This window comes from Rahnella aceris (assembly GCF_011684115.1).
Taxonomy (GTDB): domain Bacteria; phylum Pseudomonadota; class Gammaproteobacteria; order Enterobacterales; family Enterobacteriaceae; genus Rahnella; species Rahnella aceris.
In genome coordinates this window covers 2512794-2535465 of sequence record NZ_JAADJV010000001.1, presented here as the reverse complement: position 1 = coordinate 2535465, position 22672 = coordinate 2512794, and the positions used below count along the sequence as shown (strand labels likewise).

Sequence of the window (22672 nt, the reverse complement as noted above, 5' to 3'; positions counted from 1 at the left end):
GAAACCCCTGTTAACTCTGGTATCCTTGTCGGCCTGAAGAGAAAATTGGTCTTTCTGTCGCCGGTTTAACTCAATAAAATTATTATTATTTGTATGGAAAACACTGCGTGAGATTGTTTGCACAATTAGGCTGGTACTTCCGGCGTGAATGGCGCCGGTATTTGGGTGCCGTCGCCTTACTGGTCATTATCGCCGTTCTGCAATTACTGCCGCCAAAACTGGTGGGCGTAATTATCGATGGTGTTACGTCAAAACAAATGTCTTACGGCGTGCTTTTTGCGTGGCTTGGCCTGATGCTCGGCACGGCTGTTGTGGTGTATCTGCTGCGTTATGTCTGGCGCGTGCTGCTGTTCGGCGCGTCTTATCAGCTTGCTGTTGAACTACGACAGGATTTTTTCCGTCAGCTGAGCCGTCAGCATCCCGCTTTTTATCTGCGCCATCGCACCGGTGATTTGATTGCCCGTGCGACTAATGACGTCGACCGGGTGGTGTTCGCTGCGGGAGAGGGCGTGCTGACGCTGGTCGATTCGCTGGTCATGGGGCTGGCGGTACTCATCGTTATGGCAACGCAGATCAGCTGGGAACTGACGTTATTGTCGCTGGTGCCGATGCCGGTAATGGCGATCATTATCAAGCGATATGGTGATCAACTTCATTCCCGTTTCAAAACCGCACAGGCGGCGTTTTCCTCGCTTAACGATCAGGCGCAGGAAAGCCTGACCAGTATCCGTATGATCAAAGCTTTTGGCCTGGAGAATCATCAGTCATCGCAGTTTGCTGATGTGGCTGCGGATACCGGTGCAAAAAATATGCGTGTCGCGCGTGTTGATGCCCGCTTTGATCCGACCATCTATGTCTCTATCGGTATGGCAAACCTGCTGGCCATCGGCGGCGGTAGCTGGATGGTAGTCAATGGCCACCTGACGCTGGGTGAACTCACCAGCTTTGTGATGTACCTTGGCCTGATGATCTGGCCGATGCTCGCGCTCGCCTGGATGTTTAACATTGTCGAACGTGGCAGCGCGGCTTACAGCCGTATCCGTAGCCTGTTACAGGAAGCCCCGGCTGTTGTTGATGGCACAACACCGTTACCGGCAGGCCGCGCGACGCTTGAGGCTCACATCAACGATTTCCATTATCCGGAAAATAGCCACGCTGCTTTAACGACCGTTACTTTTTCCCTGCAACCAGGGCAAATGCTGGGGTTATGCGGTCCGACAGGTTCCGGTAAAAGTACGCTGCTTTCACTCCTTCAGCGCCAGTTCGATGTCACTGACGGTGACGTGTCCTATCACGGGTTATCCCTTAAAGAAATCCAGCTTGATGACTGGCGTGCCCGGCTGGCAGTTGTCAGTCAGACGCCTTTCTTGTTCTCAGACACTGTCGCGCAGAACATTGCGCTCGGAAGGCCTGATGCCACGCAGGAAGAGATTGAAGAAGCCGCGCGTCTCGCCAGCGTTCATGATGACATTCTGCGATTGCCTCAGGGATATGAAACTGAAGTCGGCGAGCGCGGCGTCATGTTATCGGGTGGTCAGAAGCAGCGTATTTCGATTGCGCGCGCATTGCTCCTCAAAGCCGAAATTCTGATCCTGGATGATGCTTTATCCGCCGTTGATGGCCGGACGGAGCACCAGATTCTGCACAATCTGCGTCAGTGGGGAAATGACCGTACGGTGATCATCAGCGCACATCGTCTCTCTGCACTGACCGAAGCCAGTGAGATTCTGGTCTTCAGCCAGGGGAGTATTTCGCAGCGTGGCAATCATGACCAGCTTGCTGCCGAAGCCGGCTGGTACCGCGATATGTTCCGTTATCAGCAATTAGAAGCTGCGCTGGATGATGTGTCACAGGAAAAGGAGCCGGAACACCGTGGCTGAACCCAAAAAAATTAAAATTCAGAAGCTTTGGCCAACGCTAAAGCGCCTGTTGAAATACGGGAAACCTTACCGCAAGCCGTTGTCTTATGCGGTTCTGATGTTGTGGATTGCAGCGGCAGCGGAAGTGACCGGCCCTATATTAATCAGCTTCTTTATCGATCACTACGTGGCTAAAGGTGAAATGCCGTGGGGGAAAGTCAGTTTGCTCGCGCTGAGTTTTATCTTCCTGCAATTCCTGGCAGCAAGCCTGCACTATTTTCAGGCACTGTTGTTCAACCGTGCTGCGGTGGGGGTCGTCCAATGCTTGCGCACCGAAGTCATGGATGCGGCATTACGGCAACCGTTGAGCGCATTTGATACACAGCCTGTAGGTCAGCTGATTTCCCGCGTGACTAATGACACGGAAGTTATCCGTGATCTGTATGTGACCGTGGTGTCGACAGTCTTACGCAGCATCGCCCTGATTGGTGCGATGCTGGTGGCGATGTTCAGCCTCGACTGGCGACTGGCATCGGTGGCAATTTGTATCTTCCCGGCCGTATTTGTCGTGATGGGGCTGTACCAGATTTACAGTACGCCGGTGGTGCGCAAAGTACGCGCTTATCTGGCGGATATTAATGATGGCTTCAATGAAGTCATCAACGGTATGAATGTGATTCAGCAATTCCGTCAGCAGAAAAGGTTTGGCGAACGACTTGCCCGCGCCAGCCAGTCGCACTACCTGGCCCGCATGCAAACGCTGCGACTGGAAGGATTTCTGTTGCGTCCTTTGCTCAGCTTATTCTCGTCGTTGATTTTATGCGGTCTGCTCATTCTCTTTGGATTCAGTGCCGAAGGTTCTGTGGGCGTTGGGGTTCTGTACGCCTTCATCAATTATCTCGGACGGCTCAACGAGCCTCTGATTGAACTGACCTCACAACAATCGATTATGCAGCAGGCAGTCGTTGCCGGTGAACGTATCTTTGATTTGATGGACAGGACGCAACAGCAATACGGGCCAGACGAAAAGTTGCTCACCAGCGGCGAGATTGACATCAAAGACGTCAGCTTTGCTTACCTCCCGGATAAATGGGTGCTGGAAAATATTTCCCTGCACGTGCCTTCGCGCGGTTTTGTGGCGTTGGTTGGACATACCGGCAGTGGTAAAAGTACGCTGGCAAATCTGCTGATGGGTTATTACCCGTTAAACAAAGGTGAGGTCAGGGTTGACGGACGTAACCTCGCCGACTTATCGCACACCAGCCTGCGCAAAGGTATTGCAATGGTTCAGCAGGATCCGGTGGTTCTGGCAGAATCCGTGTTCGCTAATGTCACGTTAGGCCGTGATATTGATGAAGCGCAGGTGTGGCACGCGCTGGACATTGTGCAGCTCTCACCGCTGGTACGCGAAATGCCCGAAGGTTTGAATACGCGTCTGGGAGAGCAGGGCAATAATCTTTCTGTCGGGCAGAAACAATTACTGGCGATGGCGCGCGTTTTGGTGCAGGCACCGGAAATTCTGATCCTTGACGAGGCAACGGCCAATATTGATTCCGGCACCGAGCAGGCTATTCAGCGTGCATTACGGGCTATCCGGCAGCAGACTACGCTTGTGGTTATCGCACATCGGCTTTCGACGATTGTGGATGCCGATAATATTTTGGTATTGCACCGTGGCCAGGCTGTTGAGCAGGGTAATCACTTGCAACTGCTGGCAGAAAAAGGCCGGTATTATCAGATGTATCAGTTGCAACTTGCCGGACAGCAATTGGCTTCTGCCGGACAGATTATGCCTGCAACAGAAAACGCATAATCTTTGCATCGGTGCCGTATCCCTGCGGCACCGGCTTTCTTCTTTCTCCGTTTTTCATTTCCTGTTTTTCTTTTCCCCGCACTGTATTCATGCAGGCAGAACCCTTTTTCAATTCGGGTGCACTAAAAAGCAGCGGTGAGCACTTAAATGGTGCGTGTGCTGCTGTGCTGCATATGGCATGACAACTGTGCGCCTGGTCACGATTATTCTGAAAATGCCGTATTACGCGGGAATTGCATGAATCTGCGCCCGATTTCAACTCTGGCACATCCTTTGCTTTATCCAATCCGTATCGGGCGCGAATCCTCTCGCGGCAAGCCCTTAATTCGAGGAGTGGCACAATGAAGCTGGTTACTGTGGTGATCAAACCTTTTAAGCTGGAAGACGTGCGTGAAGCGCTGTCTGCTGTTGGAATTCAGGGGCTGACCGTAACGGAAGTTAAAGGTTTTGGCCGTCAGAAAGGTCATGCCGAACTTTACCGTGGCGCGGAATACAGCGTGAACTTTCTGCCAAAAGTAAAAATCGACATTGCTATTGCAGACGATCAGCTTGATGAAGTGATCGATGTGATCAGCAAAGCGGCCTATACCGGCAAGATCGGTGATGGCAAAATTTTCGTTGCTGAATTGCAACGTGTTATCCGTATTCGTACTGGTGAAACCGACGAAGCAGCACTGTAATTTCAGGCTTTTATCTCTCATACCAATCGGTTTGAGATAAATCAGATTAGAAAAAACAGTTTTGAGAAACAGGGGTGGGTTAATAATGAAAAAACTTTTATCCATGATGGGGCTTGGTGCCGTGGCTTTGCTGCCTTCGCTTGCCATGGCAGCAGCGCCAGCAGCGGCAAACGGTGCTGATAACGCCTTTATGATGATTTGTACCGCGCTGGTATTGTTCATGACCGTACCGGGCGTGGCGTTGTTCTACGGTGGCTTACTGCGTTCTAAAAACGTTTTGTCCATGCTGACTCAGGTTATTGTCACCTTTGCTCTGGTCTGCGTGTTGTGGATCCTCTACGGCTACAGTCTGGCCTTCAGCGAAGGTAACGCGTTCTTCGGTGGTTTCAGTAACGTCATGATGAAAGGCATCGGCCTGGACTCCGTGACAGGCACCTTCTCCCAGATGATCCACGTTGCTTTCCAGTGCTCATTTGCCTGTATCACTGTGGCGCTGATCGTGGGCGGTATCGCTGAACGTGTACGTTTCTCAGCGGTTCTGATTTTCACTGTGATCTGGCTGACTTTCTCTTACATCCCGATGGCTCACATGGTGTGGGCAGGCGGTTTCCTGGCTGCTGATGGTGCGCTGGACTTTGCCGGTGGTACTGTTGTTCACATCAACGCCGCTATCGCAGGTCTGGTGGGGGCTTATCTGCTGGGTAAACGTGCCGGTTTCGGTAAAGAAGCTTTCAAACCACACAACCTGCCAATGGTCTTCACTGGTGCATCAATCCTGTATGTGGGTTGGTTCGGCTTCAACGCAGGTTCTGCAAGTGCAGCAAGCCCTGTTGCCGCGTTGGCTTTCCTGAACACGGTGATTGCAACGGCTGGTGCAATCCTGTCCTGGACACTGGTTGAATGGATGGTGCGTGGTAAACCTTCACTGCTGGGCGCAAGCTCCGGTGCTATCGCAGGTCTGGTCGCTATCACACCTGCATGTGGTACGGTCGGCGTGGGTGGTGCTCTCATCATCGGTCTCGTAGGCGGTATCACTGGCCTGTGGGGTGTGGTTACCCTGAAAAAATGGCTGCGTGTTGATGACACCTGTGACGTGTTCGGTGTTCATGGTGTGTGCGGTATCGTAGGTTGTCTGCTGACTGGCGTATTCACTTCCAGCTCACTCGGCGGCGTAGGTTATGCAGAAGGTGTGACCATGGGCCATCAGGTTTGGGTTCAGTTCTTCAGCGTGTGCGTGACATTGGTCTGGTCTGGTGTTGTTGCTTTCATCGGTTACAAAGTGGCGGACATGATCGTAGGTCTGCGTGTTCCTGAAGAACAAGAACGCGAAGGGCTGGATGTTAATAGCCACGGCGAAAACGCTTACAACCAATAATGAGATTTCAGAGAAAGTAGTGCGCTAACTCTCTCATTAATGAGTTAAAAATAATAAAATAATGATGATATGCAAAAGGGGCGATAATGTTATCGCCCCTTTTTAATGCGCCATTTTTACAGGGCGCTCTTTAATGATGATTATTCAGGCTTTCGCTGACGAATAACCCCTTCCTGTACCGTGGAGGCGACCAGCACGCCATCGCGGGTATAAAACTGTCCACGCACAAAACCACGCGCACCGGATGCAGAGGTACTTTCGACGGCATACAGCAACCAGTCATCCATGCGGAACGGGCGGTGGAACCACATCGAATGGTCGATGGTCGCGACCTGCATTCCCGGTTCAAGGAAGCCAATGCCATGGGGTTGCAGCGCCGTAGGCAGGAAATTGAAGTCAGACGCATAGCCCAGTAAATACTGATGAATTCGCAAATCATCTGGCATTTCACCGTTGGCCCTGAACCACACTGCACGGTTAGGCTCTTCGACACTCCCTTTCATCGGGTTATGAAACTTCACCGGACGCATTTCAATAGGCTTATGACCAATAAATTTTTCGCGGAATTTTTCCGGTATCAGATGCGCCAGATTTTTAGCAATATCTGATTCTGATACCAGTGTTTCCGGCGGCGGCACATCCGGCATGGTGTTCTGATGCTCAAAACCACTTTCCTGGCTTTGGAACGACGCCGTCATATAGAAAATCGGCTTGCCATGCTGCACCGCTTTTACGCGGCGGGCGCTGAAACTGTTGCCATCGCGCAGGATTTCCACGTCATAGATAATCGGCTTGCTGCTGTCACCCGGGCGCAAAAAGTAGCTGTGGAAAGAATGGATACCACGTTCCGCCGGGACAGTCTGTTTGGCGGCATATAATGCCTGGCCTACGACCTGACCGCCAAAGACCTGACGTAAACCCAAGTCTTCACTTTGACCACGAAACAGCCCTTCTTCAATTTTTTCCAGATCAAGCAGATCCAGCAGATTTTTTAATGCCTGACTCATAGTGGCCTCATGAAAGTTACCGGAGAAATCGACCTAAGTTGTTCGGGGTAATGCAGGCAGGAATTTTCTGAAATACGCCTTAACCGACAGGTCTAACCTGTTAATCATAGTGGATCTTACGTTTTGTCAGAAGATCTGTTTGGCCGCTGACAGGAAAACCTCAGACTTTTGTGCCATGATTAGTAGGTAAGCTGGTTAAAGTCACTAAATTCATCGTCGGCGTTTATTACAGCTTGTCGACAAGCGACTAATAAAAAAGGGAGTACGATCAATGAAACTTTGGCAGATAGTAGGTGGAACCGCGCTGTCTCTGACTCTTGCCGGGTGCGCACAGCATCATGAGGCACCAGCGCAGCAACCTCCTGTGAATACGGCGGCTAGCCCGGACACCGGACCTGCGATCACTGGCCCGAATGTATCGGGTAGCGTGTTTATCAATCAGCGTGTAGCCTTGCCACCGGATGCTGTCCTGACGGTGACATTGTCTGATGCTTCGGTGGCGGATGCGCCATCCCGCGTGATTTCGCAAAAGGTGGCGAGAACTCAGGGTAAACAGGCACCGTTTACCTTCATCCTGCCGTATAACCCGCAGGAAATTGCCCCTAACGCGCGTATTCTGCTGAGTGCGGCGGTAACCATCAATGGTCAGATGACCTTCATCACTGACTCCATTAAAGAAGTGATTAATCACGGTCAGGGTACACGTGCCGATCTGCAACTTGTCCCGGTTGTCGCCGTCCCTGTAGCGACCAAACCCAGTGCCCTGGGACCAATGACTAACCCGTCAAATCCAGGACTGGGCACTTCGCCTGCACCGGTTAGTATGGTACCTGCACAACCAACGACCTATTAATTCATCACTTATGATGGCTAAGCACCGCTCTCGCGGTGCTTTTTTATGTGCGTTTTGAAGGCAGGCATTCACCATTTCCAGCCGTATTTCTCTAAATCGATTTTGCCTTTCTTAAACGTGATGCCCTCGGCCAGCAGTGCCTGACGCTGACGTTTAAAGTCTTCGCCCTGCAAAGAGATTTCACCGTGCCGGTTTATCACCCGGTGCCAGGGAAGAGTGCTGCCTTCCGGCAATTTCTTGAGTACGCCCCCGACCTGACGTGCCGCGCGGGGTGAACCGGCCAGTTGCGCGACGTTACCGTAAGTTGTGACCTGCCCGACCGGGATGGCGGCGATAATCTGAAATACGCGCTGGCGAAAGTTATCGGGTTCCGACATGACATCCTCCTCAGTGATTTGCGCCAGTATGACGCAAAAATTAAGGTTTTGTAGGCTCTGATTCAGGCGTATTGTTTAAGAAAACAACGGTTGTCGGCAGTTAACTTGCTTTTGTTTCGGCCATCACAGATAATGCCCACCGCTTCGATTCTCTTAGCAGAGAAATGAAGCTGACAACGTCAATGGGGGCCCTGTTGGTTCTCCCGCAACGCTAACTTGTCAACTTGGTCAGGTCCGGAAGGAAGCAGCCATGGCAGGTGTCGTGTGTGCCGGGATGTAGCTGGCAGGGCCTCCACCATTTCAGGCCTCCGGAATTATCTCTTCTCTTTGATTTCCTCCTAAAAATATCTTCAAAGCCAGGCTGCGCCCATAAAAAAGGGCACGTTTTCACGCGCCCTCTGTTAACCCGCAAGTTTCAGTGATGAACCAGCGTCGCAAAATAATACACCAGCGGGATTGCCAGAATATAAAGGCCTACAGGCACTTCACGTGCTTTTCCTGCGACCACTTTAATGATGACGTAAAACAGCAGGCCGCCGGCGATACCGGTGCCGAAGCTGTTGGAAATCAGCGTAATCATTACCATCATCAGTACCGGCAGCGCGTCGGTAAAATTCGCTAAGTCCACTTTTCGCAAATTACTGAACATGTTCAGGCCAATCAGAATCAGTGCCGGTGCGGTCGCCTCTTTCGGGATCATCAGCGCAATCGGAGTAAATAACAGCATCAGCAGAAACATGACTGCAGCGGTAAGTGCCGTCAGGCCAGTTTTCCCGCCTGCTTCAGCGGCGGCAGAGGATTCGATCAATGCTGTAGCTGCAGGAATACCGACGATCGGGCCCAGCGCTGCTGCAATGGAATCCACCATGAAAGGCCGGTTGATATTTTTCATATTGCCGTGTTCATCGAGCAATCCAGCCTCACCACCGACAGCCAGTGTGGTGCCCATCGTAGAGAAGAACTCCGAGGCGAAGAAGATAAACAGGAATGGCAGAAAGGCGATGTTGATAGCACCGATAAGATCGACTTTGCCCAATAACGGAGCAACCGAGTGAGGCAGCGAGATCCATTGCTCAGGTAAATGCGTTACGCCAAACGGTATACCCGCCACCGTCGCCAGCAAAATGGCCCATAAAATGGCACCCGGTACTTTACGAGCCTGTAACCCCACGGCGACCAGCAGACCAAGAAGCGCAATTAACGCACCCGGCGCAGTAAAATCTCCCAGAGCCAGCGCATGTGTTTTGGTATTTGCCATTACCAGCCCGGCATTGCGGAAGCCGAGCAGGGCGACAAAAATGCCAATAGAAGCGGTCAGCCCAAGCTTGATCGACTGCGGAACAGAACGGGTGACTACTTCGCGTAAGCCAAACACTGTCATCACGAAAAATAAAATCCCCGACCAGCATGCAATCCCCAGCGCGACGGGCCAGGTAATGCCGTCGCCCGCCAGCGTAATACCGACCAGTACCGAGCCGCCAATGCCAGGCCCGACCATAAAGGGCAGGTTGGCGTAAAAAGCCATCAGGAGAGAGCCCAGTACAAACACCAGGATCACGCCGGTGGTGGCTGCGCCTTTATCTATACCACTGACGGCCAGCAAGCCCGGGATCACCACCAGTAAATACGCCGCCGCCAGAAACCCGGTGATGCCTGCCAGACATTCCGTTTTAATCTTGGTCTGGCGCTGGTGCAGATGGAAGCGGCGTTGTAACCAGCTTTCGTCTGCTGAGACGGTAACATTTTTCACAGAACTTTCGGACATACTTAAATTCCCCTGAAAATAATTTTTATAATGTTGTGTTTGCTATCTTTTTACGTCTGGTGGTTTTGAGAATGCTTCAGATTTCTTCTGGCCAGATTTCCAGAACCGGGTTGACGATTTCCCGTGAACCGCCATCTGTCAGCCCTAAATCAGTCAGATGTGGGCCTGCATTACAGGCTAAGCACGTTCCTTCGATAGCTTTGAAAACGCGATAAGGCGGTTCCCAGTCTGCGACCTGTGCACTGAGGTCGCGCAGGTTTTTAAACTGCTTCGCCAGTTCCGTGGCCGGTAAATCAGACAGCATTCCGGCAATCGGCATATCGATATTGGCCAGCAACTTGCCATGCTGGCTCAACGCCATACCGCCGCCGCTGGCGATCAGCTGATTGGCCGCTATCATCATGTCGACAGGATCCCGGCCGATAATCACCAGATTATGGGCGTCGTGAGAGTAAGAGGTCGCGATGGCACCGCGCAATGCTCCCCAGCCTTCAAGTAATGCCATTTTCGGTGTGGCGTCGTGGCGGCCATGGCGGTGCTGAACCCAAATCAGGCTGAAGCCGTCAGGTATCTGTACGGCACCATCCCGCACATTCACGGTTACTTCACTCCATTGTGTAAAGCGTGCGCCTTTAATATTGCGCAGACGCGCTTTGCCGTTGTTCAGCCCCGGAATTTTTAGCCTGAAATCAGCGGCGTTCAGCGGCGTTAAGCGCATGGTGTCTCGTGGTGGAACCACTCCGCTCGCGGCGGCAGGGGTAAACAGCAGCTTGCCTTGCTGAGCTACACAGGTTCCGCCGACATATACTGCACGCGGAAGAAGATTTTCCAGCGAGTCAAACGCGATAAGATCAGCCGTGCGGCCTGCGGCAATCAGCCCTAAATCAGAACGTTGCATGCGAATAGCGGCATTCAACGTCGCCATGCGTAGTACATCTTCTGCACGTAATCCGTAGGAAATCAGGAGCTTGATTAAGGCGATCAGCCCGCCTTTTTCCAGCAGATGATCGGGCGGTACGTCGTCAGTACACAATGTTATTTGTGATGAAAGATGGGGAAGTGCGAGCAAAGCGGCTGCGATATCGGGCAGAAGATAAGGATGTGAGCCGCGAATTTGCAGCGTCAGACCGGCACGCAGCTTTTCCAGGGCATCATCAGCCGAGGTCAGTTCGTGATCTGATGTCACACCTGCGGCAAGATACGCCTGCAATTGTTCATCTTTGAGGCCGCGTGCGTGGCCTTCAATCAGCTTTCCGCTGTTTAGTCCGGCTTCGAGGATTTCCAGCATTCGCCCGCTGCCATTGAGCACGCCATGCATATCCATCACTTCGGCGACACCTGCAATTTCCGGCCAGCTAAGCATTGTCTGCATTTCCTGGCCTGTGAAATCCGCACCGGACATCTCTAAGCCCGGTGTTGACGGCACGCTGGAAGGCGCAGCGCATATCACGCGTAATGGCAGATTACGGCTGGACTGGATGGCGTACTGCACCCCGGCAACGCCCAGCACATTCGCCAGTTCATGCGGATCCCAAAACACCGTTGTTGTGCCCTGAGCGACGACGACTTCGGCGTATTTTTCGGGTGGCAAATGCGAGCTTTCGATGTGAACGTGCGTGTCGATAAGGCCGGGAGAGAGGTAATTTCCTGATAAATCATCAACGTTTTCAGTCTGCGTGAATTTCCCGCGTGAATGAACGCTGGCAATCATATTGCCGGTGATGCCGACATCGGCTTCGCGAATTTCCCCTGTGACCATGTCGATAACACGGGCATTAATCAGCAGACGGTCGAAAGGGATGTTCCCCAGTGCTGCGTTTATGGCCCGCTGGCGCAGGGGCTGGGAGGTGATGCCGTCGGTCATATCAGTGTCCGGATTTAAACAATGGTGAGGCTAATGTAGGGAGCAGGGGGGGCTTTGCACAGATGAATTATTTTATCCGTTTATAAGATACGGTTATGCTGAGCAAACGTTTTCTATTTTTCGCGGAATAGCTGCTCATATGTCTGAACCCTGGCGCCGGTTACCTGCCCTTTCCCTCAAGCAAATTCAATACTTTGTGACGCTGGCACAACTGCGCAGTTTCACCGATACGGCGAATCGTCTGGCGATCAGTCAGCCCGCGCTGAGCAGTGCGCTTCGGCAAATTGAATCGGTATTAGGGGGCAAACTACTCAACCGGACGGCACAAGGTGTGAGTCTGACTGAACAGGGTGAGGCTGTTCTGCCATATGCAGAACGTTTATTGAATACCGCGCTTAGTGTTTTCGATGATATGCAGCAAATTATGCGTCAGGGCGGGGATGGCACATTACGCATTGGATTAGTACCTTCGGTGAGTACATTGTTATTTCCGGTCGTTCCACAATTACTGGCGGAATATTTCCCTGATATGCGTGTGGAATTTCATGACCTGACAAACGATGCATTATTACTGGAACTGGAGAACGGATCAGTGGATTTTGGTATCGGTGCAACAGACAGTACAGTGCCGGAATCCATAGCTGTTTATCCACTGCTGGAAGATCCTTTTGTGGCGGTTATCAGACGCGACGATCCGCTTTCTCAGGATCACAATATTCCCTGGCGACAACTGCTGAAAAGAGATATTGCCTTGTTCTCAAAGGGGAATGTTAGCAGGCTGGTGACATCACTGAGTGAGAGTCATCGTTTGAATTTACGGGTGAGTTATCGCGTAGATTTTCAGGAGACGTTATATGGACTGGTGCGTTCGCGTCTGGCATTAGCAATATTACCAGAGTTATATACTGCAACACTTAACGATAATGAATTAACAGTGATTCACTTGCAGCAGCCCACATTAAGCAGAACAGTGGCGATGATGCGCAAACCCGCACCATTGCGTTCACCTAAAACGGAACAATGTTTTCAGTTTCTGTTGCAAACATTTCATCGGCAGATCAAAGAGAAAGTAGAAAAACTTAACTCAAAGATATAGTTAAATAATATTAACGATAATATGGTTAAATATTAACCAGCCAGACCGGGGGATATTCCGGCCTGGCTTTATAGATCAGCGTACAAATTTCCAGACTGATACCGGGATTTTATCGTACAACTTGTTCATCGTTAGCTCCGCTAAACGATGGTCAGCTGCCGAGTAAAACAATTCCAGCTCGTCGTCGGAAAGTTCGTACTTATTTTTTTCAATAACACGTTCAAGTGTATCGATAGTGGTGCATTTTCGTAAACGCATCAAATAGTCGATTTTGTTCATCTTAGCCTTTTGATTTTTATCTGATGACTGCATATAAATTATTACTCAAGTCTTCATTAGGGTACAGATGTAGTCCCCTGAGAACATTCTGAATAACCGCTTCTTGGTCTTTTGCCATTGGCGTAAATCAGAATCGTTAATTCCATAATTACTGAACAGCGTGTAGGTATCATCCAGATACTCTTCAACCAGATCACTTAAATGGTTATCGTCTGGATACTTAATTTTAAAACTCATCACAAAGGATGCAATGTGCTCAATCAGTTCATTGAGCTGCAAGTTAACAGCCGAAGTCGGATCGTTAACCCAACCATGATGACTGTCACCCAGTGTCGCAATCCCTTCATCATACAGCATTTCATTCAGGTAGCGTAACTGAGCGATATCGTGCCGCTTAGGCGAGTACTCATCCATATCATCCCCTCCGTAATGGTTTATTCGGTGTTGATAACACTCTGTGAGTAAACAACAAAACTTAATGGCTTACAGGAAACGGCTCTCACTAAAACGCTATGAACTGGCTTAAACATCAAAGACAATCACAATGAACAGTGTTCGGGATGAGGTTTAAAGGATTTAATATACAGCCGGTATTTTAAATATAATTCATTTTTAGAAAGCTGTGCAAACGTATTACTCAAACTTACAATTCTTCAGCCGTTGAGCCTTTGAAGGACTCAATAATATCAAACTCCAATCCGTCAGGTTTAACCCAGAATCTGACACTTTGCTTCGTTAACTCATCAGCATTAATGTCCAGACAACCATTGAAAATCGTCCATTTGAACTGGTAAGTCATTGAATAATAGTTTTTGCCAATTTGTGTTATTGACACGATCTGCAAAGAATTTGTTTCATAACGTGCATTTTCTGAAAAATAAGTTAAATCTCCAATTAAGGACTCTTCAATTTCAGACAAAGCAGGTTCAATAATCTGTTGTAACTCATCAACCGTAAGAATATTCCCATTAATATCACAATGGATCAATTTCTTCAAAGGCATTTACCTCTTAAGCACATATCCCTTCATTATCGCATATTTTCATCAGGATGTGTTTTGGGCAGAGAAAAAAATTTCCAAACCAAAATTCCATAACTTTTTGATTGTAGTGCAAATTACAACTCATTCATCAATTTTTACTCTTTTTTAACAGTTAAGATCCGTGTTCTCTCAAAAACGGCCTGCTATCCCTTCTGCCGTAAAAAACTGAAACAGTTCATGTATTGATACTCATACCCCACTGTGATGTTATATTATAACTTTTCGGAGGGGGTATGACAAAAACACTCTTTACACTTTCTGCGCCGGTACGCTGCGTCGCTGTACTGGCTGTGCTCGCTTTGTTATGGGCAGCTATTTACTGGGCAATTTCACTACCATGATTTTTGTTAATGACCTCGAAGTGGGGTATGACCGTCAGGCGGTAGCCATGCCCCTTAACGGACAGTTTTGTCCGGGTTCCCTGACAGCTGTCATTGGTGCCAACGGTGCCGGGAAATCCACCTTTCTCAAAACATTAGCCGGTTTGCAGCAGGCTGTGGCAGGGAATATAACTTTCACGGGCGGGAAACGCCCCCGACTGGCGTATTTGCCACAGCAGGCTGAGCTGGATCGCAGTTTCCCTATCAGCGTGTTTGATCTGGTCGCGATGGGATGCTGGCCGCAAAGCGGGTTATTCGGTGGCATAAACCAACAGTCTGCGATAGCCGTCGATAAGGCGCTGGAGACGGTGGGGATGACGGAAATGTCGCATCTGCCCGTAGGATCGCTTTCTGGCGGGCAATTGCAACGTACGCTGTTTGCCCGCTTACTGGTGCAACAGGCACCCCTCATTATGCTTGATGAACCGTTCACAGGTATCGACACTCAAACCATCGATTTACTGTTAAAAGTCATCGCGCAATGGCATCAGGAAGGAAAAACTGTCATCGCGGTTTTGCATGATATTTCGATGGTTGCACGACACTTTCCGCACGTGCTTTACCTCAGTGGACAGCAGAATTTATGGGGAAGCGCACAGGATGTCCTCGGGCATTTTCCTCATCAGGCGCATGCCTGCATTTCGACAGAACCTTTCTCCCTGACGACGGGAGTCGCAAATTCATGATGCTTTTTCATCTGCTTGCCGATCCTTTCATTGAATTCGGCTTCATGCGGCGGGCTTTGATTGCCTGCATCGCATTATCAATCAGCGCCACGCCATTGGGCGTTTTCCTGTTATTACGCCGGATGAGTCTGGTGGGTGATGCACTTTCGCATGCTGTTTTACCCGGCGCAGCGATTGGCTATCTGATCTCGGGGATGTCGCTGGTCGCCATGGGGATTGGTGGTTTTATCGCAGGCCTGGCTGTTGCGATGCTGTCCGGGCTGGTGAGTCGTCGTACACAATTGAAAGAAGACGCCAGTTTTGCCGGTTTCTATCTTGGCTCTCTGGCACTTGGGGTCACGCTGGTTTCCCTGCGCGGTTCGAGCGTGGATCTTTTACATGTGCTGTTTGGCTCAATTCTTGCCATCGATTCATCCGCCATGATTATGGTCGGTATTATCGCCAGTCTTTCTTTACTGGTCTTGGCATGCATTTACCGTGCACTGGTCATTGAGTCATTTGATTCGCTATTTCTGCGCGTCAGCGCCGGAAAATGGCTGGCAGCGATCCATGGAATGTTTCTGGCGCTGGTGGTGATCAATCTGGTGGCGGGTTTCCAGATCCTCGGCACTCTGATGTCTGTCGGGCTGATGATGTTGCCTGCCGCCAGTGCCCGTTTCTGGGCTCGCGACCTGCCTCATACCTTACTGAGCGCGATGATTATTGGTGTGATTGCCAGCGTTGTAGGACTCATCTGGTCTTATTATGCTTCGTTGCCCGCCGGGCCCGCGATAGTGCTGAGTGCGACAGTGATCTTCTTCATTTCGGTTTTATTCGGAAAGCGGGGCGGCATGTTAACCGCCTCGCGAAGTTAAGCAGCAATACGTTAATAAGCAGTACCACAATTAAGGGGAATGATGAAATTATTACCTGTATCACTCGCAGTAGCTGCCCTGCTGTCGAGTCCGCTGGCGATGGCTAAAACCGTCAATGCGGTAGCCAGCTTTTCAATTCTTGGAGATATCGTTCAGGAAGTGGGGGGGGAGCATGTGAAAGTCACGACGTTAGTCGGACCGGACGGTGACCCGCATAGCTTCGAACCTTCACCTAAAGACAGCAAAGCCATCAATGCGTCTGATGTTGTCTTTGTCAGCGGTCTGGGCCTGGAAGGGTGGATCGATCGCCTGGTGACTGCATCGGGTTATAAAGGTCATCTGGTAACAGCATCGGAAGGCGTAAATTCCCGCAAAATGGAAGAAGACGGTAAGCAAATCACCGATCCTCACGCATGGAACAGTATGGCGAATGGCGTGATTTATGCCACTAACGTGATGAATGCGCTGATCAAAGTGGATCCAGAAGATGCGGATTATTTCCGTCACCGCGGCACTGCTTATATTGAACAATTGCAAAAGCTGGATGCGTGGGCAAAAACTGAATTTACCGGTATCCCACAGTCGAAACGTAAAGTGCTGACCAGCCATGATGCCTTCGGCTATTTTGGTCAGGAATATCACGTCAGCTTTATGGCGCCCGTTGGTTTTTCTACGGAAGCTGAAGCAAGTGCCAGTGGTGTGGCTTCTCTGATTAAGCAGATTAAAGCAGAGAAGGTGAAAACTTACTTCATCGAAAATCAGACCGACCCGCGTCTGGTTAAACAGATAGCAGCAGCCAGCGGTGCTGAGCCAGGGGGGGAGTTGTACCCTGAAGCATTGTCCGGCCCGAAAGGACCAGCGACAACTTACGTGAAAGCGTTTAAGCATAACGTTGAGACGATTGTCGCCAGCATGAAATAAGATCTTCGCTCCTCACGGCTATGCTGTGGGGAGCTTTACATCATGTCTTAGCATAAGAAAAAGCCCTGTCGGGCAAGCGACGGGGCTTTTGTTTTTAGTACAGAAGGAATGAGAAGACGAGGTGTTAACGCTTTTTCTTCTTACCTTGTACGGCTTTAAAACGTGGATTGCTTTTGCAAATCACATAAACCCTGCCTTTGCGGCGGACTACGCGGCAATCCGGATGACGATTTTTCGCTGAACGTAATGAACTCAGAACCTGCATAACGATTTCCCTGATGTCATTTATTTCTTACCGAGGAAGCTGCCGAAGCGTTGGTTAAAGCGCGCGGTACTTCCTTCTTTGGAATACTCTTTCTGCTTACCGGTGTAGTAAGGGTGAGAGGCTGAAGACACTTCAATGCTGATATACGGGTAGGTAGCGCCTTCCAGTTCAATGGTGCGCTCCGTCGAGATAGTCGACCCAACTTTGAAGTATTCGTCAGCACTGGTGTCGTGAAAAACCACGGTGCGGTACGCAGGATGGATAGTGGGTTTCATAATGCCTCTAAGTGTTATGTTATACTATAACATTAATTATGCACTCATCCTTTTTCCGGTTCAAGTCTCAGGCGAAAAAAAAGGCCGCATAAGCGGCCTTTCGTTTAGATGGGAGATCCGGTTACAGCGTCGGATGCTCTACTTTGTGCGTATGTTCGATATCCTCGTTCTTCTTACCAAAGCGGCGACGAACCACCACGAAGAAGACCGGAACAAAGAAGATCGCCAGCAGGGTCGCCGTGATCATCCCGCCCATTACGCCGGTACCTACAGCGTTCTGTGAGCCGGAACCTGCACCGGAACTGATAACCAGCGGCATAACACCAAGGATGAACGCCAGCGATGTCATCAGGATCGGGCGCAGACGCATACGAACCGCTTCAAGCGTTGATTCGATAAGACCTTTGCCTTCTTTATCCATCAGGTCTTTGGCGAATTCAACAATCAATATGGCGTTCTTCGCAGACAGCCCGATAGTGGTCAGCAGACCCACCTGGAAGTATACGTCGTTGCTCAAACCGCGCATCGTAGCTGCAATAAGTGCACCGACAACACCGAGCGGAACCACCAGCATAACCGAGAACGGTATTGACCAGCTTTCGTACAACGCTGCCAGACACAGGAAGACGACGATCAGGGAGATAGCGTACAAGGCCGGAGCCTGGTTACCTGACAAACGTTCCTGATAAGACAGGCCAGTCCAGTCATAGCCGATACCGTTTGGCAGTTTAGAAGCCAGAGACTCCATCATCGCCATGGCAGCACCCGAACTTTTACCCGGAGCTGGCTGACCCAGAATTTCCATTGATGGCAGGCCGTTATAACGTTCCAGACGCGGTGAGCCGTATTCCCATTTCGCACTTGAGAACGCGGAGAACGGCACCATCTGGCCTGCGCTGCCACGGACATACAGATTGTTGATGTCTGATGGCAACATACGGTATTTATTTTCAGCCTGAACGTACACTTTCTTCACACGACCACGATCGATGAAGTCGTTGACGTAGCTACCACCAACCGAGGCACCCAATGTGGTGTTGATGTCGGAAATTGAAACGCCAAGTGCCGTTGCTTTTTCCTGATCAATCTCGATTTTGTACTGTGGTGTATCTTCCAGACCGTTCGGACGAACCTGAGTCAGCAAGTCAGGATGTTGAGCCACCATGCCCAGCAACTGGTTACGTGCTTGTGTCAGTTTGTCATGCCCAAGGTTAGCCTGGTCAATCAGCTGGAAGTCGAAGCCTGTCGCCGTACCCAACTCAACAATCGCGGGTAAGTTGAACGGGAACACCAGTGCATCTTTAATGGTACTGAACGCACCCATTGCACGGCCTGCAATCGCAGGAACCTTGTTTTCAGCGCCGCTACGCTCAGACCAGTCTTTCAGACTGACGAACGCGATACCGGTATTCTGACCACGACCTGCGAAGCCAAAGCCGTTAACCGTAAACACCGAGTTCACGTTAGCTTTTTCTTTGTTCAGATAGTAATCGGTAACTTCATCGAGCACTTTCTGCGTACGTTCCTGGGTTGCACCTGCTGGCAATTGCGCCATGGTCAGGAATACACCCTGGTCTTCTTCCGGCAGGAAGGAGGTTGGCAGGCGGATAAACAGGAATGCCATGCCGACAACGATCAACAGATAAATCACCAGATAACGACCGGTGCTGCGCAGAATGTTGCCTACGCTGTCGGTGTAGTGGTGCGTACTTTGCTCGAATTTCTTGTTAAACCAGCCGAAGAAACCTTTCTTCTCGTGATGCTCGCCTTTGGCAACCGGCTTAAGCATGGTCGCACAAAGCGCAGGCGTCAGGATCATCGCCACCAGAACCGACAGCACCATGGCAGAAACGATGGTGATGGAGAACTGACGGTAGATAACACCGGTTGAACCGCCGAAGAAGGCCATCGGAATGAATACTGCGGACAGCACCATCGCGATACCGACCAATGCACCCTGGATTTGCTCCATGGATTTTTTGGTGGCTTCTTTAGGCGGCAGCCCCTCTTCGACCATGACGCGTTCGACGTTCTCGACGACGACGATGGCGTCATCGACGAGCAAGCCTATCGCGAGCACCATCCCGAACATCGTCAGGGTGTTTATCGAATAACCGAATGCCGCCAGGATTGCAAAGGTGCCCAGCAAGACCACAGGAACCGCGATCGTTGGGATCAGGGTTGCGCGGAAGTTTTGCAGGAACAGGAACATCACCAGGAATACCAGGACGATGGCCTCGAACAGCGTTTTACCGACTTCTTTAATCGAGATTTTTACGAACGGCGTAGTGTCGTATGGGTAAACAACTTCTAAGCCAGCCGGGAAGAACGGTTCAAGTTTAGCCAGCGTGGCTTTTACAGACGCTGCGGTGTTCAGGGCGTTCGCACCCGTTGCCAGTTTGATACCCAAACCTGACGCAGGTTGTCCGTTAAAACGGGCAATAACGTCGTAGTTTTCACCACCGAGTTCGATTTTAGCCACATCTTTCAGGCGAACCTGAGAACCATCCTGATTCACTTTCAGAATGATTTTGCCGAATTCATCCGGTGACTTCAGACGGGTCTGGGCCACGATAGAGGAGTTCAACTGCTGGCCCGGAACCGGTGGCGTACCACCCAACTGACCGGCTGCAATCTGGTTGTTCTGAACTTTGATGGCGTTAATCACATCCACCGGCGTCAGCTGGAAGTTGTTCAGTTTGTTCGGATCCATCCAGATACGCATCGCGTACTGAGCACCGAACAGCTGAACGTCACCCACACCGGCGGTACGGCTGATAGGATCCTTGACGTTGGAACCGACGTAGTCGGCGATGTCATCCTGAGTCATTGAACCATTGTTGGAAATAAAACCGGCCACCATCAGGAAGCTGCTGCTCGATTTCTCAACGGAGATACCCTGTTGCTGAACTTCCTGCGGCAGCAACGGCGTTGCGAGCTGCAGTTTGTTCTGAACCTGTACCTGTGCGATATCCGCGTCAGTACCTGAAGCAAAGGTCAGGGTAATCTGAACAGTACCGGATGAATCACTGGTCGACGACATGTACATCATGTTGTCGATACCGTTCATGTTCTGTTCAATAACCTGAGTAACGGTATCCTGTACCGTTTGCGCATCCGCGCCCGGATAGGTTGCGGTCAGCTGGATAGCCGGTGGCGCAACGGTTGGATACTGCGCAATTGGCAATTTAAGAATTGCCAATCCCCCCGCCAACATGATTATGATGGCGATCACCCATGCAAAGATGGGACGATCTATAAAAAACTTAGCCATGAATTACCGGCTCCTATTAAGACTTCGTCGCTGTAGCGGGCGCTGCTGCGTTTTGATCGACTTCCTGTGCAGTAACCTGTACGCCTGGCTTAATTTTTTGCAGTCCTGTCACGATAACTTTATCGCCACTTTTTAAACCGTCAGTAACAACCCATTTGTCGCCAATAGCTTGTGTTGTGGTCACAGTACGAAGTTCAACTTTATTGTCAGCGCCGATAACCATCGCTGTTGCATCACCACGTGGGTTACGAGTGATACCTTGCTGCGGAACCAGCAGTGCGTTGTTGTTAACACCTTCATCAAGACGTGCGCGCACAAACATACCCGGCAGCAGGGAATCATTTGGATTCGGGAAGATGGCTCGTAAAGTAATGGAACCGGTGGTTTCATCAACAGTCACATCAGAGAATTCTAATGTACCCGGCTGTGAATATTCTTTACCGTTATCCATCAGCAGTTTGACTTGCGCTTTACCGTCAGCCTGTTTCAGTGAACCGTCAGCCAGTTCCTGTTTCAGACGCAGGAAATCATTGCTGGACTGTGTTACGTCAACGTAGATAGGGTCGAGCTGTTGCACGGTTGCCAGCGCAGTGGCCTGGCCGTTAGACACCAGTGCACCTTCTGTCACAGACGATTTACCGATACGTCCGCTGATCGGGGAGGTCACTTTGGTGTAAGCGAGATTGATGCGTGCAGACTCAACGGCTGCTTTCGCACTGACTACTGCAGCATCAGCCTGTGCCGCAGTTGCGACAGCCGTATCGTAATCTTGCTTGCTGATGTAACTGGTACCGAGCAGAGGCTTGTAACGTGTCACGGTAAGACGGGAAATTTGTGCATTCGCCTGAGCTTTTACCAGATCGCCTTTAGCGCTGTCATACGCGGCCTGATAAGTGGCAGGATCAATTTGATATAAGGAGGTACCGGCTTTGATGTCGCTACCTTCAACGAAGTTACGTTTGAGAATGATACCGTTAACCTGCGGGCGCACTTCAGCAATGCGAAAAGCAGCAGTACGACCAGGAAGTTCGGTAGTCACATTAAGCGGTTCAGTTTTCAGGGTAACGACGCCAACCTGCGGAGCCTGTGGCGCACCTTGCTGAGCTTCTTTATCGTTACATCCTGTAAGTGCTAAGCTTCCGGATAGCATCAGAACTACCGCCAGAGGCGTTAACCCTCTGTTTTTGTTCATAAATAAACCTCAAGTGTCCGATTTCAAATTGTCCAATGGATCACAACATCCCAAATCCATTGCTGCGCTTTTAGTATGTGCGTGCTATGTTACATACATTCAAGAATGTATGTAAATCAAACTCCCCATAAAGATAAACCTATGGCACGAAAAACCAAATCACAGGCACTGGAAACCAGACAACAGATTCTGGATGCTGCTGTGCGTGAATTTTCTGCCCGTGGAGTATCGTCGACATCACTGACTGATATTGCAAATGCAGCCGGTGTGACGCGGGGCGCAATTTATTGGCATTTCAGGAACAAAGTGGAACTGTTTAACGCGATCTGGGAAGCTTATGAATCCCGGATAAAAGTGCTCGAAGTAGAGTATCAGACAAAGTTTCCGAATAATCCACTGCGTATTTTGCGCGAAATCCTTATTTACATACTGGTCGCCACCGTCACAGATAGCCAGCGTAAAGCATTGATGGAGATTATATTCCATAAATGTGAATTTGTTGGGGAGATGACATCGGTTCATGAAGCGCGCAAAGCGCTCTATATGGAAGGATACGGTAAAATTGAGCGTATTCTCGTACGCTGCATAGAAGAAAAGCAACTCCCGGCCAATCTCGATACCCGCCAGGCCGCAGTTATTTTACGCGCCTATCTCTCCGGTTTAATGGAAAACTGGTTATTTATTCCTGAAAGCTTTGATTTAGAAGGCAATGCCGGAAGGTTTGTGGATACGTATATAGATATGCTCCGCCACTCATCCTTTCTTACCATGATAAAATAACGTCTTACTGCTTTCCGCTGTATTAATAAGCCTGC

Annotated in this window: 21 protein-coding genes and 1 other RNA gene; 11 read left to right on the top strand and 11 right to left on the bottom strand. The window is 50.2% G+C overall.

Translation table 11 applies throughout. The features are described 5' to 3' along the window. Window positions 1-107 precede the first annotated feature (107 nt). From GW591_RS11580 to amtB, 4 genes are all read left to right on the top strand, one after another. Window positions 108-1880: a SmdA family multidrug ABC transporter permease/ATP-binding protein gene (locus GW591_RS11580; RefSeq protein ID WP_119261885.1), complete on the top strand. Its 1773-nt coding sequence runs from the start codon at window positions 108-110 to the stop codon at window positions 1878-1880. Continuing rightward, a complete protein-coding gene (locus tag GW591_RS11575) occupies window positions 1840-3672 on the top strand; it encodes a SmdB family multidrug efflux ABC transporter permease/ATP-binding protein (RefSeq protein ID WP_370447488.1) in 1833 nt (610 codons plus the stop codon). Before GW591_RS11580 ends, GW591_RS11575 begins: the two co-directional genes overlap by 41 nt. Window positions 3673-4013: 341 nt before the next feature. Further along, window positions 4014-4352 carry a P-II family nitrogen regulator gene (gene glnK / locus GW591_RS11570; RefSeq protein ID WP_009639071.1) on the top strand — a complete coding sequence of 113 codons (339 nt, stop codon included), beginning with the start codon at window positions 4014-4016 and terminating at the stop codon, window positions 4350-4352. Between the two features lie 85 nt (window positions 4353-4437). Next, on the top strand, window positions 4438-5727 hold the full coding sequence (amtB, locus tag GW591_RS11565; protein ID WP_013576624.1) for an ammonium transporter AmtB: 1290 nt from the start codon (window positions 4438-4440) through the stop codon (window positions 5725-5727). A 140-nt stretch (window positions 5728-5867) separates the two neighbouring features. On the opposite strand, the gene tesB is transcribed toward amtB, so the two are convergent. Beyond that, window positions 5868-6734 carry an acyl-CoA thioesterase II gene (gene tesB, locus GW591_RS11560; protein WP_013576623.1) on the bottom strand — a complete coding sequence of 289 codons (867 nt, stop codon included), beginning with the start codon at window positions 6732-6734 and terminating at the stop codon, window positions 5868-5870. A gap of 271 nt (window positions 6735-7005) precedes the next feature. Here tesB and GW591_RS11555 point away from each other — a divergent pair, with 271 nt between their 5' ends. After that, the gene (locus GW591_RS11555) at window positions 7006-7587 is read left to right on the top strand and encodes a YbaY family lipoprotein (protein WP_037036825.1); all 582 of its coding nucleotides are present in this window, start codon (window positions 7006-7008) and stop codon (window positions 7585-7587) included. A gap of 68 nt (window positions 7588-7655) precedes the next feature. On the opposite strand, the gene GW591_RS11550 is transcribed toward GW591_RS11555, so the two are convergent. Next, window positions 7656-7964 carry an MGMT family protein gene (locus GW591_RS11550; RefSeq protein WP_037036827.1) on the bottom strand — a complete coding sequence of 103 codons (309 nt, stop codon included), beginning with the start codon at window positions 7962-7964 and terminating at the stop codon, window positions 7656-7658. A 192-nt stretch (window positions 7965-8156) separates the two neighbouring features. On the opposite strand from GW591_RS11550, the gene ffs reads away from it, so the two are divergent. Beyond that, an RNA gene (gene ffs, locus GW591_RS11545) (signal recognition particle sRNA small type) lies at window positions 8157-8253 on the top strand. Window positions 8254-8379: 126 nt separating this feature from the next. Here the strand turns inward: ffs and GW591_RS11540 are convergent. Both GW591_RS11540 and GW591_RS11535 read right to left on the bottom strand, forming a co-directional pair. Then, window positions 8380-9729: an NCS2 family permease gene (locus GW591_RS11540; protein ID WP_119261884.1), complete on the bottom strand. Its 1350-nt coding sequence runs from the start codon at window positions 9727-9729 to the stop codon at window positions 8380-8382. A gap of 76 nt (window positions 9730-9805) precedes the next feature. Then, window positions 9806-11593 carry an adenine deaminase gene (locus tag GW591_RS11535; RefSeq protein ID WP_013576619.1) on the bottom strand — a complete coding sequence of 596 codons (1788 nt, stop codon included), beginning with the start codon at window positions 11591-11593 and terminating at the stop codon, window positions 9806-9808. 139 nt (window positions 11594-11732) lie between these two features. On the opposite strand from GW591_RS11535, the gene GW591_RS11530 reads away from it, so the two are divergent. Further along, entirely contained in the window at window positions 11733-12689 is a 957-nt protein-coding gene (locus GW591_RS11530; protein ID WP_013576618.1) for a LysR family transcriptional regulator, read from the top strand. Window positions 12690-12764: 75 nt separating this feature from the next. On the opposite strand, the gene GW591_RS11525 is transcribed toward GW591_RS11530, so the two are convergent. The 3 genes from GW591_RS11525 to GW591_RS11515 form a co-directional block, all read right to left on the bottom strand. Then, window positions 12765-12968: an HHA domain-containing protein gene (locus GW591_RS11525; RefSeq protein WP_013576617.1), complete on the bottom strand. Its 204-nt coding sequence runs from the start codon at window positions 12966-12968 to the stop codon at window positions 12765-12767. A gap of 45 nt (window positions 12969-13013) precedes the next feature. After that, entirely contained in the window at window positions 13014-13382 is a 369-nt protein-coding gene (tomB, locus tag GW591_RS11520; RefSeq protein ID WP_013576616.1) for an Hha toxicity modulator TomB, read from the bottom strand. 229 nt (window positions 13383-13611) lie between these two features. Continuing rightward, window positions 13612-13971, bottom strand: coding sequence for a hypothetical protein (locus GW591_RS11515; RefSeq protein WP_015690306.1), 360 nt, complete (start codon window positions 13969-13971; stop codon window positions 13612-13614). A 376-nt stretch (window positions 13972-14347) separates the two neighbouring features. On the opposite strand from GW591_RS11515, the gene GW591_RS11510 reads away from it, so the two are divergent. Genes GW591_RS11510 through GW591_RS11500 form a run of 3 tightly spaced genes read left to right on the top strand, consistent with a single transcriptional unit; the run spans window position 14348 to window position 16851 of the window. Next, window positions 14348-15076, top strand: a complete 729-nt coding sequence (locus GW591_RS11510; protein WP_173362112.1) for a metal ABC transporter ATP-binding protein — start codon at window positions 14348-14350, stop codon at window positions 15074-15076. Beyond that, a complete protein-coding gene (locus GW591_RS11505; RefSeq protein ID WP_013576613.1) occupies window positions 15073-15930 on the top strand; it encodes a metal ABC transporter permease in 858 nt (285 codons plus the stop codon). Before GW591_RS11510 ends, GW591_RS11505 begins: the two co-directional genes overlap by 4 nt. A gap of 42 nt (window positions 15931-15972) precedes the next feature. Continuing rightward, window positions 15973-16851: a metal ABC transporter substrate-binding protein gene (locus tag GW591_RS11500; protein WP_166860609.1), complete on the top strand. Its 879-nt coding sequence runs from the start codon at window positions 15973-15975 to the stop codon at window positions 16849-16851. A 124-nt stretch (window positions 16852-16975) separates the two neighbouring features. Here the strand turns inward: GW591_RS11500 and ykgO are convergent, their stop codons facing one another. The 4 genes from ykgO to GW591_RS11480 all read right to left on the bottom strand — a co-directional run bounded on the left by ykgO (window position 16976) and on the right by GW591_RS11480 (window position 21857). Further along, window positions 16976-17116 (bottom strand): type B 50S ribosomal protein L36, encoded by a 141-nt coding sequence (gene ykgO, locus GW591_RS11495; protein ID WP_013576611.1) that lies wholly within the window; start codon window positions 17114-17116, stop codon window positions 16976-16978. Between the two features lie 20 nt (window positions 17117-17136). Next, the gene (locus GW591_RS11490; protein WP_112198133.1) at window positions 17137-17391 is read right to left on the bottom strand and encodes a type B 50S ribosomal protein L31; all 255 of its coding nucleotides are present in this window, start codon (window positions 17389-17391) and stop codon (window positions 17137-17139) included. Between the two features lie 121 nt (window positions 17392-17512). Continuing rightward, window positions 17513-20665 (bottom strand): multidrug efflux RND transporter permease subunit AcrB, encoded by a 3153-nt coding sequence (acrB, locus tag GW591_RS11485; protein ID WP_013576609.1) that lies wholly within the window; start codon window positions 20663-20665, stop codon window positions 17513-17515. A gap of 16 nt (window positions 20666-20681) precedes the next feature. After that, the gene (locus tag GW591_RS11480; RefSeq protein WP_013576608.1) at window positions 20682-21857 is read right to left on the bottom strand and encodes an efflux RND transporter periplasmic adaptor subunit; all 1176 of its coding nucleotides are present in this window, start codon (window positions 21855-21857) and stop codon (window positions 20682-20684) included. Between the two features lie 141 nt (window positions 21858-21998). Here GW591_RS11480 and acrR point away from each other — a divergent pair, with 141 nt between their 5' ends. Next, window positions 21999-22637, top strand: coding sequence for a multidrug efflux transporter transcriptional repressor AcrR (gene acrR / locus GW591_RS11475; protein WP_013576607.1), 639 nt, complete (start codon window positions 21999-22001; stop codon window positions 22635-22637). Window positions 22638-22672 lie beyond the last annotated feature (35 nt).